Below are 14,105 nucleotides of genomic sequence, written 5' to 3'. Positions count from 1 at the left end.
CTCGCAAAACTTTTTATAGTCCGACGGTTTTCCGGACAAAATAATTGACGGAGGGATGTGTCCATGAATGAAGTTGTTTGCAGTAGCTGTTTCAGTTGTTTACCGGCTGATTTGGGCAATTGCCCCGGTTGCGGTGGAAAAGTAGTTCTGGAAGGGGATAATAAAACGGTCATCGATCGGCTTGAACCCAACTGTTTGATTCACCGTTACGAAGGCTCCGATCTATTAGAACCGGCAGTGCTTATTAAAGAGGCCAAGTCTAATTGCAAGGTAGCTACCCGGCTGAGGGAATTTGCCAAACCCGTGAACGTGCCTAAAGTCAAAGTCTATAAATTTGATCAAAAAATATTGAGTTCGATACAGTCATTACGCAATGAACGCACAGCCACCATCTATCGCTATGATCAACTTATTCAGTCTCATTGGCAAAACCTTAAACCCTATCATCAGTAATATTTTTGACGGTCCCCATTTACCGCGGCTACTGCCGTATCTCATAATATTTTAAGAGTTCACCCACAGTAACAATCTGGTATCCCTGCTCCCGTAAACGATCAATTATTTCCCGCAGCGCCTGGGCGGTGGGTAAAGCAGGCTGCCCGTCATGCATGAGAATAATTGTTCCCGGGGCAATGGCATCCATTACATTTTTCACAACCTGACCGGCAGGCGGCCGGCGCCAGTCACCAGCGTCTACCGACCAGAGGATGGTAGTATAGCCTTTTTCCCTGAGTAAAGCGACGATTTTATCGTTATATGCCCCCTCCGGGGGGCGAAACAGGTTGGGTTTGGGCGCCACTGCCGTGATGATTGCCTCAGTCCGTTCTATTTCTTGCTTAATTTCTTCTGCCGACAAACTGTTTATTCTTTTGTGGCTAAAAGCATGGCTGGCAATTTCGTGACCGGCGGCAGACGCTTGGGCTACAATTTCAGGGTGATTCGCCGCGTTGGATCCCAGCACAAAAAAAGTGGCCTTGATGTTTTTTTCTTGGAGCACTGCTAAGATTTCCGGCGTGGTTTTTAAGTGGGGACCGTCGTCGAAGGAAAGTGCCACTACTTTGTGAGTAGTCGGTACTTTTTTTATCACTGTCGCGTTGTCATCGAGCATTTTTACCACGTCAAGGGCTGTTCCCAACAATAGGCCAGTCACCACCACCGTAATACTAAAAAACCCCCGCCGCCAAATTGCCTTCATATCCATATCAACACCTCCACCTTTAGGCGCCTATTTGATCTTACGCGCCAACAAGAAGGTATATTCCTTTTAAGGGAATGATAGCAAAAACACTGCAATATAATGAAGTAGCGCAAAACAGGGAGGAATTAGCATGAATCCTAATTTATTGCGGAGTCATCCCATAATGCTTATGATTTGTATCGCTGTTTTTTCGATTTGCTTTGGTCCCTGTCCGGCAAGCGCCGCCCCGCTGCAAATTTCAGCCGAAGCTGCGGTTTTGATGGATGCAAAGACCGGCCAAGTACTCTATGAAAAACAAATGAACAAGAAATTGCCGCCTGCCAGTACTACCAAAATTCTTACCGCTCTGATTGCCCTGGAAAGCGGCCGTTTGGACGATATGGTCCGCGTAAGCGCCAAGGCGGCTGCCACTGCCGGTTCCTCACTGCATTTGTTTCCCGGCCAAATGCTGACCCTTAAGGAGTTGGTGTCAGGTTTTTTACTGCGTTCGGGAAATGACGGGGCAGTGGCCATTGCCGAACATCTGGCAGGTTCTGAGGATGCTTTTGTTGCTATGATGAATCAAAAGGCCGCGGCATTAGGTGCAAGCAACAGCCGTTTTGTCAATCCCCACGGGCTTCATAACCCCAATCATCTATCCACCGCTTTCGATCTGGCCTGGATAGCCCGCTATGCTCTCAGCAATCCGTTATTCGCCGAAATTGTCGGCACAAAAGAAACGTCCATTGAATGGCTGGACCGTCGCGGCCGGTCGCAAGAAGGCAATGTACGCAACACCAATAGGCTGCTGTGGATGCTGGAAGAGGCCGACGGCGTAAAAACAGGCACTACCTCCCAGGCCGGACCCTGCCTTGTATCCAGCGCCACCAGGGGTAACCAGAAACTCATTGCCGTGGTGCTTCACGATCACGCCCGCTGGCAGGACTCTATGCACCTCTTAAAATACGGCTTTGATAACTTTGAGCTCTACGAATACGCCGAAACGGGAACAGTGTTTACGGCTTTGCCGGTGGAAAGCGGTATGAACAATATGGTTGACGCCGTTGTCGACGGCGTTGCCGCTCTGGCGGTTGGCGCTGCGGATTATGACCACGTCACCGTGGAATTGGATTTGCCGGAAAAAATAAAAGCCCCTGTCTACCAGGGACAAAAAATTGGCGAAATCATCTTTTACATACAGGACAAAGCCGTCAAAACAGTAGATTTGATTGCAGCCAGCGGGGTGGAAGAACTTACTGTCGATAAAATCCTCTTCCGCAATATGATGCACCTTATGCGCAGATTAGCCGGCTGGGGACTTTTATAATTTATGCACAATTAAGTGGGGAACTGATTATAAACCGCCATCTGCGTCGTTGTTCCTGCGGTCCTCACTTCGACGTACGTCCAGTACGCCTCCGTTCCGGTTCTCGTCACGCCTAGACGGTCTGACTATGACAGTCCGAATAATAATTAGCAAATATGATCACGATAAGCTTTTTTCATATGCAACGGTATCTGACGATTTCTAATCAGTTCGTGGCATTTGATAATCTAAGCATATTTAGCATATATTTTTTTAGTATTATGGTTTGCGATAAAAGAACGGTAGGTAGTGTTGAAAGCCGATTTCACGGAAATTGAGAATTGCCTCCGTGCCGCCGACGAACATCACCCCGCCGGGTTTTAAAGCGGCAAAGAAGCGGCGATAGAGAGCGTCCTTGGCTTCTTCCGTAAAATATATAACCACGTTGCGGCACAAAATGAGATCGAAGCCTGATTCGAATTTGTCAACAAGCAGATTATGCTGCTTAAACTCCACCCGGGAACGAATATCCTCATGAATCACCGTACTGCCGTTAACTTGTTTAAAGTACTTGTTAAGCCGGGCCGCGGGAATATTCTTCAGTTCGTTAATGGTGTAAGATCCCTGTTTGGCCTTAGCCAGCATTTCCTTGTCCAAATCGGTGGCCAAAATCCGGTGGCGGGTGTGAGGCGTCATTTCATTGAGCATAATTGCCAGGGAATATGGTTCCGCACCGGTGGAACAACCGGCACTCCAAATGTTCAATTTGGGGCTTTTCTTTAACAAGTCAGCCAGAACTACTTTTTCCAGTTCATCAAATTTTTCCGGCGTCCGGAAAAATTCGGTGACATTAATTGTCAGGAAATCAATAAAATCTTTATATAATTTGGCATCGCTCTCCAGTTTGGCAAAAAAATCCAAATACCCGGTCACACTGTGCCGACTCATCATATTACCGATGCGCCGCTGCATTTGCGCCGGTTTATAGTCGTTCAGATTAATACCGGATTTCGAATACAATTTTTGCTTGAAAGTCTCCCATTCTTTTTCGTTATGTAGCGACATCGGCTTGTGATTACCCCCTGTTTCATATAGTGCGATTATACATCCGGCTTACCAGTATTTCGTGTTAAATTATATATATTCTTAGTTCTACACGGCCACGCAGTTTCCCTACTTAACTGTTAACTGAAAATCCTTCGCAAGAATGCTAAAACGTCCAACCCGTGTACAGGTTGGACGTTAAAATTCAGCTTACCTTTCTCGTAATCCCTCACTCCTATATTTAATAAAGGGATCCATGAAGTATTCAATAATCCTTTTTTTTCTTGTCTTAATCTCGGCAATTACGGCCATTCCCGGGCTCAAATATACGGTTCTGTCATTTGCCAGAGAAAAGTAATTTAAATTGGTGCGAAACAAGGCCCTGTAGACAAGGCCTTTATCTTTATCATCCACGGCATCAGAACTAATTTCAACCAGAGTAGCGTCTAGCGTCCCGTATTTTTGGAAATTAAATGTCTCAACCTTAATCTCGGCATTTTGCCCGCCATAGACAAACCCTATATCCTTGTTGGCAACCCATGCTTCTATTTCCATTTGCGCGTCTTCGGGAACAACCAGCATTAGCGCCTGCGCCGGAGTCACAACTCCACCGACGGTGTGAACCGCCAACTGTTGTACGGTTCCCGCAATCGGCGAAGTAACTGTGCTCCGACGATCCTTTTCCTCAGCCTTTCTTAACTCCTCTTCAACAGCCTGCAGTTGATGGCGGGATTCCACCAACTTGCTCATAATATCGTTTTCCCGCTCGCTTACGATATTATTCAGAGATTCTATACTCTGCAGCAGTGCATAGTTGGCTTTCGCAATATCACTTGTTTGCGAAACGAGGTCCTGTTGGATATTATTCCGTTTTTCCTTATAGTCCAAGTATTGGAATTGACCAACAGCGCCAACTTCCGTCAATTTCTCCATTTTAGATTCCTTATCGATTGCAATTTCAAGCTGCAAGGTCAGTTTTTGCTTTGCCGCCTGCGCCGTTTCGATAGCTGCCTGGGCCTGATTAACAGCCTGCTGCGCAGTTGCAGCTTTTGCCTGATATTCCGCCATCCGGCTGCGATAATATTGCAATTGAAAAAGCAGATCCTGGGGGTTAAAAGCCGAATCCGGATCCGGTACAAAAGGCTGGCCTGTTTGTTCTGCAATTAATCGCTTTATCTCCAGTTGATAGTAAGCTTGTTCTTTGAGCAGACGGGTAAAATCAGCCGTAGTAAAGGTGGTGTCCATCTCAATAAGTACGTCTCCCGGTTGGACTTTGCTTCCATCCTTGACGTGGATGGCTTTTACAACGCCGGTATCAAACGCCTGAATCGTCTTTGTATAACCGGAAGGTATTACTTTTCCCTGGGCTATGGCAACCTCGTCAACATGACCCACACAAGACCATACTACCGCAATAGAAAATAAAGCAATCAGCAACCAAGCAGTCAAACGACCGACAGGTGAAGGCGGCGTTTGTACAACCTCCAAAGCCGCCGGTAAAAATTCCAATTCATCTTTGCTAAGTTTTTCAGAGGCCGCAACTTTTTCTTGCGTCGATTTAATTGATTTGCGAAGCCGCTTAAACCAATCAAAGGTTATTAGGCGCATGCATTACTTCCCTCCTGTTGCATATAAAGGCTGTAATACGCGCCTTGTTGCTTAATCAGCTGTTCGTGACTACCCTGTTCGATGATACGGCCTTTTTCAACTACAACTATGGTATCCGCCTTTCGCACAGTGGATAAACGGTGAGCAATAATAAATACCGTCCGGCCTTTGCAAATCTGCTCAAGGTTTTCTTGTATTATTCTTTCGGACTGATAATCCAGGGCGCTGGTAGCCTCGTCGAAGATGAGTATCCTCGGATTGATAAGCAAAGTTCTGGCAATGGCAATTCGCTGGCGCTGTCCGCCGGAGAGAGCCGTGCCGCGTTCACCAACACCAGTATCATAACCCTCCGGAAGCTCCAGAATAAACTCATGGGCTCCAGCCAGTTTGGCGGCCTGGATAATCTTTTCCATGGGAGCCCCTGGGTCAACGGCCGCGATGTTCTCGCGCACATTGCCATTGAACAAATAGTTTTCCTGCAGGACCACGCCAATCTGCCGGCGCAGCCAGGCCGGTTCCACTTGGGCCAGATCTATGCCGTCGATTATTACCCGGCCGCGCTCGGGTATATATAACCTTTGAATCAATTTTGTCAAGGTGCTTTTACCTGATCCGGACCGGCCCACTATACCTACCGTAGTTCCCGGCTTAACATCCAAATTAAGTCCTTCCAGGACAAGCGGACCATCATCACGATACCGGAAAGCCAGGTTTTCTAAGACGACATGTCCTTTGACGGGAGGAAGTAAAGTCCGGTTGGGATTGAACGCCGGTTCCCGCGGACAATTTAGTATATCCCCCAACCTCTCAATGGAAAGGCGAATTTGCTGAAAATCCTGCCATGTATTAGCCAACCGCAGCACAGGATCAGTGACCCTGCCGGCGAGCATCTGGAAGGCAATAAGTTGGCCGACTGTGAGTGTTCCATCCATCACCATCCGGGCGCCAAACCATAAAATCGCAAGGCTGGAAATTTTTTGAATATATTGCGCCGTATTACTGGCCATATTCCCTAAAATGGTAGTTTGAAAGGAAGCCTTAACATAATTAGCCAGTATTCCCTCCCATTTATGGTTAAGCTGCGGTTCTATCGCCAGGCTTTTGACTGTATGTATGCCGGTAATAGACTCGACTAAGTAAGATTGCACTTCGGAACCGCAAGCAAATCTATGATTTAAGCGTCTTTTAAATATGGGGGTAACCAGTAACGACAAGCCGACAAACAGCGGTATCGATGCCAGTGTAACCAAGCTTAGCTTGACACTGTAGAAAAACATTACGGCGATAAATACGGTTGCAAAGCATAAGTCGAGCACAACCGTGAGCGTCGATCCGGTTAGAAACTGGCGAATATTTTCCAATTCCCGCACCCGGGCAACGGTATCCCCAACCCGCCTAATCTCAAAATATTTTAGAGGCAACGCGAGTAAATGATTGAAAAGTTTAGCTCCCAATAGAACATCCACCCGATTGGTTGTGTGAGAAAAAAGATAAGACCGTAAAACGCCTAACAGGCTTTCGAACGAATTGACACATAACAGACCGACCGCCAAAATATCCAGTGTCGTTACCCCTTTATGAATTAATACTTTGTCAATAATGACCTGTGAGAATAATGGCGTAATAAGCCCAAAGCTTTGCAAAAAAAATGAAATGATCAGGACCTCGCCAAAAAAGCGTTTAAATCTAATGATTACAGGAATGAACCAGCTAAGATTAAACTCGCTTTCCAGGCTGGCAATGCTAAACCGGCGCGCAAGAAGTATAACCGTTCCGTCCCAAACAGCACCGAAATCTTCATGGCCAAGGGTAAGCGGCCGTTCTTTATATGGGTCATAAATAAGCAGCCGTTTTTCATCGGCTTTGACAATCACTACGAATTGGCCATTTCCCAACAAAGCAATCGACGGCAGCGCCAACTTGGGCAGCTTGGTTATCACTGTGCGGGTTTGCTTCGCCTTAAGCCTCAGTTCTTTCGCGGCCCGCAAAAGCGTAACCGCATCTGCCGGCGCATCGGCCACCAGAAAGGCCCGTTTAAGCTGCTGATAGTCGGCAGGAACCCCAAGAAGTCTGGCAGCGGTTACTAAACACATTAAACCGCTATCAATTTTTGTAGCAGGATTACTATTAGTTGCTTCAGATCTCATCCTTTGAGTCGAATCCATGTTCAACCTCCATCTATGACGTTTCCCATACAGCACCAATATGAATAGCGCTGTTAATCACCACAGTTAATATTGAAAACCCCGCATAACCAACACCGAATTTTGGCCACCAAAGGCAAAGGATTGACTAATTGCGGTGTTTATTTCCCTTTCTTTAACCTCCGTAACAAAATTCAGATCCAAAATGGGTTCTTCCAGGTTGCGGCATATATGAGTCTTGCTGTTTTTAATGCTTAAAATAGAAACAATTGCTTCAATTGCCCCACTGGCGCCAATGGTATGCCCTAATATTGATTTAGTTGAATTAACTAACGGCCGCTTGCCAAAAATATCATTTATTATCTGAGCTTCCGCCTCATCATTTACGACCGTGCCTGTCCCATGGGTATTTATATAGTCGATAGCCTGGGGATGCAAGCCTGATTCATCCAGGGCAGCCATTATCATTCTTTTAATTTGGGCGCCGTTTTTTTCAATTGCCAGGATATTACTGGCGTCACATGTTTCCGCAAACCCTACTATCTCGCCAAGTACTTCGGCGCCCCGGTTCCTGGCGTGATCCAGTTCCTCCAAAATCAAAGTAGCGCTGGCCCCTTCACTAAATAAAAACCCCGCGTGCTGTTTATCAAAGGGCCGGCAAGATTTATCTTTATCCCCGTTATCCGGCGCCAAGGCCCCTATCATATCAAAACCTCTAAAAATTGAACCATAATCATCGTGTAAATATTCAGCCCCGCCAGTTACGGCTACATCAATCATACCGGATTTGATCGCCCTGTACGCATGTCCGATGGCGACAGTTCCCGAGGCGCAGGCGGAACATAATGTATTGGACGGGCCGGTTAGTCCGTATTTTATAGAAATATTCCCTGAACAGGCACTGGGCATGATCATAGATACGATAAAAGGATTGGCTCTATTGGGCAACGGCATTTTATTAGCAATTCCCGCCAAACATTCCGCCAGCAGCCGGTTTTTCTCGGCATCGATACTTTTTATCATGGCGGTTAGCGCCTTTTTATGATTCGAAAGGGCTTGAAAGGCGTGGCCGGCCAGCAATGTATTGACCCCCCCGGCACCTGTGCCATAAATTACCCCGGTTCGGGCCGGATCAATTCCCTTGAGAATATAGGCGGCATGTCTTACATTTCTTATTTCCTTGTCTATGCCGGCATTCTCCAAAGCCATAGAAGCGGAGGCAATCGCCATTTGGGTCGACAAGTCCAACCTGTTTGAGTCAATTAATGAAATGTCGTAGGCACGGAAATCGATGGCAGGCAACGGGCTTAAAATTGTAGATGTGAAAGCGGAATAATTACGCCAATGTCCCGGAATGTTTTCAACCCTTGTAAAGCCGTTAAGGCAGTTCTCCCAGAATTCGCTAATGCTTGTACCTATGGAGCAGATAATGCCCATCCCCGTCACTACGACTCTTCTTTTTGCTTCATTCGTCACGTTAGCATTCCATCCCCGCAATTCGATTAACAGGCTTCTTTTATATACTCTTCAATAATATTTACGGCCGCCTCCACAGTGGTTAGGTCTCTGACTCTGGCGTCGGGGATGGCTATTTTGAACTCCTCTTCCAACGCGATTATTAATGACATAGCGTCAACCGAATCCAAGCCCAGATGATCCCGCAGATGCGCATTTAATTTAATACTGTCAACGTCTACATCGGGTAGCGTAGCCTGGGCGACTTTTTTTACCCTATCAAAAATTTCCTCTCTCAGCATGCAACATTATCCCCCTGTGTCCAATTTACCGTACAGCACCAATATCCCGCAGTTTTTCCATTACCTTGCAATCACTTATTGACTGCGTCAGCACTTCCGGAAGCTTGTCCCATTCAATAGCGACAAGCTTCCGGCCCTTTTGGTCGAAACCTTTCTTCACTATTTTCCCTCCCGTTAGGCGGGCGTAGCCGGCGGCGTTCCGCCTGACGAGGGTTCTTACTTTTGTGCAGCCCAGTTCCAGTCCTTTGCTTATGATCCAAACGGCCCAAAATTCCCAGTCATCTGTTGTGCCCTGATTAATCACAAAGGTGTCCCCTTTCCGCTTCCAGAGCACAAACCCCTTATCCGGGCGAAACTCCAGGCTAAAGCCCGGCGGCGTATTAAACTTTTCGCCGCTCTTTAGCTCGAACCAGTTAACCCATTCCTCGAATGTTCTTTCTCCCATGGTATCCTCCTTAATGGTTATTACCCGGGCTTTTCCGGGGAATAAGGGTTCTGGCCACTTTACAGCCCAGTTCCTTTCCCTTGCGTTTGACGAACTCGGCCCAATATTCATTGTCGGCCGAAGCGATTTGCCCAATTAAAAAGGTCTTGCCGTATTGTTTCCACTGCATAAATCCTTTGTCCGGGTGAAACTCAATATTAAAACCCGGTTTTTCAACAAACTTTTCGCCAGTCTTTTTTTCATACCAATTGATCCAGTCTACAAGCGTTCTTTCTGTCATTATGTATTCCTCCATTTATAAATCTCTCCAAAATCTTTAGTATCGGGCAAATCTGGTGAATGCTATCATGATAATAAAACAAGCCCTATTCTTATTGGGTATGCCTCTATAGGGCATCCTGATACGAACGGATCCCTAAATACATCAGTTGAATATCATGTAAAGCTTTATCCGGAATTACCCGTTCGTAGTCCCGCCACTCTCCGTTGTAACAATGCTTCCACTTTATTTTGACTGGATTTTTCGTAGCCGTCATAGCGTTTACCAGAGAATCCGGCATTTTGAAGACTATTGTAAACGCTACGCTCCTATACCCGTCGGAATTGAAACTTAACGGCAGCGTTAGAACCCACTCTTTGTCATCTACTTGTATGGTTACGGACTGTCTTAGCGAATGGACACCCGGACGTGTATCTTCTAACTTAAACCTAAATGTTGTGGATCTGTAATTGCTGGCATCAATTGATAAGCAATAGTCGGTTCTAAGAGAGTGGGAAATACCGCTAAAAAGGCCAGGTATCTTCGCATCCTGTACAGAAAACAGCTTAGTACCGTCTTTCTGGACCTTATGTTTGATTCTGTCATCCTCTAATGCTTGTTTCAGTTCCTGTCGATTTACTGTTATCGCCGAAGCGGCAGGCGCTTCGCTATTTCCTTCGTCTTCGTGATAATCGGCAAACAGATGTTTTGCCATTATCCCGACGGGAGACTCGGCAGAAAGCGGCATCCAGCCTTTCGAACTGGTGTCTGTTGTAATGATGACCGCACCTGAAATTGAGTACATGATATGTTCTTTTTTCATAAAAGTCATATCGTTTTGTCTGACAAGGTAATGGACATGACTATAGACATCAGGCCGTCTCGTATCAATTATTCTTATCCACATTTCAAGCGATCTTTCCGCATCTTCTCCCCAAAACTTGATTGTTTGTTTATCAACCTGGTATACTACCCCGCCTGTCTCTACCATGGTAAACCAATCGTACGCGGCGACAACTGGGGCATTCGCCCAAAAAAGTACAACCGTAATTAAAAGCAGCCAAGTAACTCTATTTCCCAAAATTCTCCCTCCCTCTCAAAAATTTCTTGTAAGTTAATGTAAAATTAGTAGTTTTTCTCAGATGCTTTCAGGCCGCAGGGCCGGCGTTGCCAGAACAGACATCAAATCCGACCAACAAACTTTTCGCCGGTTTTTTTCATACTAATTGATCCAGTCGACAAGCGTTCTTTCTGCCATTATTGACTTCTCCGTTCGTAAAATATCTCAGCCGCTATTACTTGGCAAATCTTGTAAATCCTATCATTAAAATCATTATAATAAAAAACGCTAACACGGAAACGTAATGCTCTGTTTTATATACGTTACTCTAATCCCACTACAATATTCTCTTTATTCTCTTTCGAGAAGACTTTTACACCCATCCGCAGCCAAAAGGAGGAGCGGAGTCGGAGAAAGCGCTAATAAATGAACTGAATAACCCAGCGTTTGTTAAATGCTACGGCAAGATAGCGGCCGTCCGGGCTGTAGGCGATTCTTTGATGAATCCGCCATAGCCTTCAATGTGCCTGCCGCCACATCCCATAGGCCTATCGTTGTCTCGGTTCATAGCCATTTACCAATTTTTCGCGCATCGTATAATTTGATATATTGCTCACTGGCCACCGCCATGTATTTGCCGTCCGGACTAAACGCCACCCCAACCACCGGGCTGTCGATTACCGGGCCCCGCAAGGTCTCCGCCTGGCTGCCGCTGGCCACATCCCAAATTCTTACGTAATCTTCCCGTTGCAAAAAGGCGGCAATATATTTGCCGTCCGGGCTGTAGGACAGGCCTCCGATCCTGCTGTCGGAATCCCACGCAATGGTTTTGAAGATTTGGCCGGTATTTGTATCCCAGATGTCGATAAACCCTTTTTCCGTACCGGCCTTGGACGCGGACCAGCGTTTGTTAAACGCCACGGCGAGATAGCGGCTGTCCGGGCTGTAGGCGATTTCTTTGATGTATCCGCCATAGCCTTCGCTAAGGGTGCTGACCAGAGTGCCCGTCGCCACATCCCATAGGCCGATCGCCGCCTTTCTCATTTCCGTGGCCAGGTATTTCCCGTCCGGGCTGTAGGCCATAGGATGATAATCCGTATTGACTGCCTTTGTATCCAGGGTGCGCGTCAGGCCCCAGGTGTTGGTATTCCAAAGCTCAATCTGGACATCAAAATTCCCCCTGGCGCAGGCCAGATACGCGCTGTCCGGACTAAACGCCACCGCTAAAACCTTCGGACTGGTATTCAGCAAAAAGCTGAGAGGTTCTTTGCGTTGTAACATCCGCCTGCCTCCGGTGGTCAAATCAACCAGGTCCATATCAACCAAGTCCTTGACCGTATTGAAATCCACAACGCCCATATTGATCCTCTGTCCCATGGCCAGGTACCTGCCGTCGCCGCTGAAAGCCAGCGAGCTAATGGGCTCATTGCGCGCCGCCCGCAACGGCTTGAAAGTCCTGGTCTTCATATCCCAGATATGGATTGTCCAGGATACCCCTTGGTTGATTACGCCAAGCTTCTGGCCATCCGGACTGAACCGTATCCCGTTAACGTTCACTCGATTGTCAAGCACCCTGGGGTTCCAGTGTGGCCCAGGCGGTTTGTTCCGCCAGCGGCAGAAACGGCATGCTGAACGCCAGCAATACGGCAACGGTCTGCTTCCACGAAACTTGTTCCGGCTCCCTAGAGGCCTCTTGTTCTTCTACGGCAAACAGCTTCCGGTTTTTATGGATGAATACGGCGCAGGCAAGAAACGCGCCAGCCAGAAACAGCCAGAGGAGAATGATCCTGTCTTCCCCGGTAAACGGCAACGGCCGTCCCGCCGCAATGAGACCGTAGATTAAAAATGGGACGCCACGGAAACTGTAGTACAAAAACTGCATGAAGAACGCAAGCCGCAGAAACAGCCAGCTTTCCGGCCGCAGTATCCACAGGGCCGGCGTTGCCAGGACCGGCAGCGTTAAATCCGCCCAATAGTGTCTGACCCCTGTGGCCAGCCAGTAGAGCATGAGAGCGCCGTACAACAGAACGCTAATTTTTACAAGCCATAGTCCCAGCCTGTTTCGCTTCATAAAACCATTTACCCCCCATTATGGTCAGCCACGGCTATCTATAGTCGTGCGGACAATAAAACAATCTTTTGAAAATGTGACGGTCGTGGAACCCCCCTGCTCCTGCTGGTCTATGCCAACGGCCCAAGAAGGTTCTACGGCCTGTGCACAAAAAATGCTATGCTGCCTTGGTTTGATCCAATATTCCCGGCTATGCAAAAATATATATATGTTGATAAGCATCACAAAATTTATCAAAAAATGTAATATCATAGGGGCAATTATGGTATTCTGCTGTTCATAAACCAAGCACATGAAAATGGACGCTACGAAATGCCATATCCCGCTGCTACTAATATCATGGAACAAATAGTAAGCCAGCGCTACGAAGATATAAGCTCCCAAGCTGCTGTATTGTCTCAAATAGGTAAACAGCACTTTGCGAAATATTAGTTCCTCACTAATTGGACCTAATATTAATAATAAAATAATCTGAATGATTGGAAACTGAAAATATTCCTGCGGGTATAGATCGTTACCACCCCATTTTCTAATTATTATTAGGGTAATAATAAACAAGACTACCTCAACATATAACCGAATGAATGCTCTATTTCGCATAACACTGAAGGCAAGTGCCACATGACGCCTGAATATTAGCCATCCGTTCGTATGAATGTTTGGCCGCCAGAAATATTTCCAATAAAGTAAAATTGATAGAGTTTTGAATATTAATGCATAATAAAGAACATCCTGAATCGGTGCAGGAGTAACTGGAGAAATTGAAAAGATCAGATATTTGCCTAAGTTATACACAACACTTATCAACATCAATAAACCCAGCCAAAGGCCAAACATAGAGGCTACCCGGGACAAGCTTATCGGTTTGTCCTCCCATTGGTGGTAAGCCAACAAACGGTCTGCTGCCGCGTCAAGTCCAGCCAGCCCGTCATCGGACATAGTTTCCCCCTTGGCGGCTTGTTGCCAGGGACTGATCAACTCAGCAAGATCCGCTCTCCAGGACATACAGTTGGCTGCATACCTGCCCGCATCTTCCCGGCGCCCCAGCCGCACGCTGGTCCGCAACAGCCAGAATTGGACCAGAAAATCACTTTCCTTTATTTTGACAGCCGCGTTCAGTGCGTCTAATGCCTCTGTATAGGCGCCTCTTTGATAGTGCCCGATACCTTTGGCCAGAGAACGGCCAAAAGAAAGCCAGCGAATTATCATAATCCCTCCGTAAAAATACTACGCA

General features: G+C 46.8%; 14 protein-coding genes. 2 read left to right on the top strand and 12 right to left on the bottom strand.

What is annotated here, in order from left to right; all coding sequences use genetic code 11:
- Positions 1-63: 63 nt before the first annotated feature.
- Positions 64-453 (top strand): hypothetical protein, encoded by a 390-nt coding sequence (locus MAMMFC1_RS07230; RefSeq protein WP_126307748.1) that lies wholly within the window; start codon positions 64-66, stop codon positions 451-453.
- Positions 454-481: 28 nt separating this feature from the next.
- On the opposite strand, the gene MAMMFC1_RS07225 is transcribed toward MAMMFC1_RS07230, so the two are convergent.
- Entirely contained in the window at positions 482-1,201 is a 720-nt protein-coding gene (locus MAMMFC1_RS07225) for a polysaccharide deacetylase family protein (protein ID WP_232035724.1), read from the bottom strand.
- A gap of 127 nt (positions 1,202-1,328) precedes the next feature.
- On the opposite strand from MAMMFC1_RS07225, the gene MAMMFC1_RS07220 reads away from it, so the two are divergent.
- Positions 1,329-2,504: a D-alanyl-D-alanine carboxypeptidase family protein gene (locus MAMMFC1_RS07220; protein WP_232035723.1), complete on the top strand. Its 1,176-nt coding sequence runs from the start codon at positions 1,329-1,331 to the stop codon at positions 2,502-2,504.
- 258 nt (positions 2,505-2,762) lie between these two features.
- On the opposite strand, the gene MAMMFC1_RS07215 is transcribed toward MAMMFC1_RS07220, so the two are convergent.
- From MAMMFC1_RS07215 to MAMMFC1_RS07165, 11 genes are all read right to left on the bottom strand, one after another.
- Positions 2,763-3,548 (bottom strand): CheR family methyltransferase, encoded by a 786-nt coding sequence (locus tag MAMMFC1_RS07215; protein WP_126307745.1) that lies wholly within the window; start codon positions 3,546-3,548, stop codon positions 2,763-2,765.
- Between the two features lie 189 nt (positions 3,549-3,737).
- Positions 3,738-5,135, bottom strand: coding sequence for an HlyD family type I secretion periplasmic adaptor subunit (locus tag MAMMFC1_RS07210; RefSeq protein WP_126307743.1), 1,398 nt, complete (start codon positions 5,133-5,135; stop codon positions 3,738-3,740).
- Complete coding sequence (locus MAMMFC1_RS07205; protein WP_232035722.1) at positions 5,126-7,300, bottom strand: type I secretion system permease/ATPase; 2,175 nt, start codon at positions 7,298-7,300, stop codon at positions 5,126-5,128. The genes MAMMFC1_RS07210 and MAMMFC1_RS07205 overlap by 10 nt, the downstream gene beginning before the upstream one ends.
- A 66-nt stretch (positions 7,301-7,366) precedes the next feature.
- The gene (locus MAMMFC1_RS07200) at positions 7,367-8,755 is read right to left on the bottom strand and encodes a beta-ketoacyl-[acyl-carrier-protein] synthase family protein (protein ID WP_126307741.1); all 1,389 of its coding nucleotides are present in this window, start codon (positions 8,753-8,755) and stop codon (positions 7,367-7,369) included.
- A 26-nt stretch (positions 8,756-8,781) separates the two neighbouring features.
- The gene (locus MAMMFC1_RS07195; protein ID WP_126307739.1) at positions 8,782-9,036 is read right to left on the bottom strand and encodes an acyl carrier protein; all 255 of its coding nucleotides are present in this window, start codon (positions 9,034-9,036) and stop codon (positions 8,782-8,784) included.
- A 25-nt stretch (positions 9,037-9,061) separates the two neighbouring features.
- On the bottom strand, positions 9,062-9,481 hold the full coding sequence (locus MAMMFC1_RS07190) for a hypothetical protein (RefSeq protein WP_126307737.1): 420 nt from the start codon (positions 9,479-9,481) through the stop codon (positions 9,062-9,064).
- Positions 9,482-9,491: 10 nt separating this feature from the next.
- Positions 9,492-9,761 carry a hypothetical protein gene (locus MAMMFC1_RS07185; protein ID WP_126307735.1) on the bottom strand — a complete coding sequence of 90 codons (270 nt, stop codon included), beginning with the start codon at positions 9,759-9,761 and terminating at the stop codon, positions 9,492-9,494.
- Positions 9,762-9,867: 106 nt separating this feature from the next.
- Complete coding sequence (locus MAMMFC1_RS07180) at positions 9,868-10,821, bottom strand: hypothetical protein (protein ID WP_126307733.1); 954 nt, start codon at positions 10,819-10,821, stop codon at positions 9,868-9,870.
- A gap of 543 nt (positions 10,822-11,364) precedes the next feature.
- Entirely contained in the window at positions 11,365-12,372 is a 1,008-nt protein-coding gene (locus MAMMFC1_RS07175; protein ID WP_145987622.1) for a WD40 repeat domain-containing protein, read from the bottom strand.
- Complete coding sequence (locus MAMMFC1_RS07170) at positions 12,365-12,871, bottom strand: hypothetical protein (protein ID WP_126307729.1); 507 nt, start codon at positions 12,869-12,871, stop codon at positions 12,365-12,367. Before MAMMFC1_RS07170 ends, MAMMFC1_RS07175 begins: the two co-directional genes overlap by 8 nt.
- Before the next feature lie 24 nt (positions 12,872-12,895).
- Complete coding sequence (locus tag MAMMFC1_RS07165) at positions 12,896-14,080, bottom strand: CPBP family intramembrane glutamic endopeptidase (RefSeq protein ID WP_126307727.1); 1,185 nt, start codon at positions 14,078-14,080, stop codon at positions 12,896-12,898.
- Positions 14,081-14,105: the final 25 nt, after the last annotated feature.

Origin of the sequence: Methylomusa anaerophila (genome assembly GCF_003966895.1) — a bacterium.
Lineage (GTDB): Bacteria > Bacillota > Negativicutes > Sporomusales > Sporomusaceae > Methylomusa > Methylomusa anaerophila.
The sequence above is the reverse complement of the archived record's forward strand: the minus strand, read 5'-3'. Positions and strand labels throughout refer to the sequence as shown.

Coding starts and splice junctions, on each gene's coding strand:
- MAMMFC1_RS07230 (WP_126307748.1), top strand. CDS start 64: ATGAATGAAGTTGTTTGCAGTAGCTGTTTCAGTTGTTTACCGGCTGAT.
- MAMMFC1_RS07195 (WP_126307739.1), bottom strand. CDS start 9,036: ATGCTGAGAGAGGAAATTTTTGATAGGGTAAAAAAAGTCGCCCAGGCT.
- MAMMFC1_RS07170 (WP_126307729.1), bottom strand. CDS start 12,871: ATGAAGCGAAACAGGCTGGGACTATGGCTTGTAAAAATTAGCGTTCTG.
- MAMMFC1_RS07215 (WP_126307745.1), bottom strand. CDS start 3,548: ATGTCGCTACATAACGAAAAAGAATGGGAGACTTTCAAGCAAAAATTG.
- MAMMFC1_RS07210 (WP_126307743.1), bottom strand. CDS start 5,135: ATGCGCCTAATAACCTTTGATTGGTTTAAGCGGCTTCGCAAATCAATT.
- MAMMFC1_RS07205 (WP_232035722.1), bottom strand. CDS start 7,300: ATGGATTCGACTCAAAGGATGAGATCTGAAGCAACTAATAGTAATCCT.
- MAMMFC1_RS07165 (WP_126307727.1), bottom strand. CDS start 14,080: ATGATAATTCGCTGGCTTTCTTTTGGCCGTTCTCTGGCCAAAGGTATC.
- MAMMFC1_RS07190 (WP_126307737.1), bottom strand. CDS start 9,481: ATGGGAGAAAGAACATTCGAGGAATGGGTTAACTGGTTCGAGCTAAAG.
- MAMMFC1_RS07220 (WP_232035723.1), top strand. CDS start 1,329: ATGAATCCTAATTTATTGCGGAGTCATCCCATAATGCTTATGATTTGT.
- MAMMFC1_RS07185 (WP_126307735.1), bottom strand. CDS start 9,761: ATGACAGAAAGAACGCTTGTAGACTGGATCAATTGGTATGAAAAAAAG.
- MAMMFC1_RS07225 (WP_232035724.1), bottom strand. CDS start 1,201: ATGGATATGAAGGCAATTTGGCGGCGGGGGTTTTTTAGTATTACGGTG.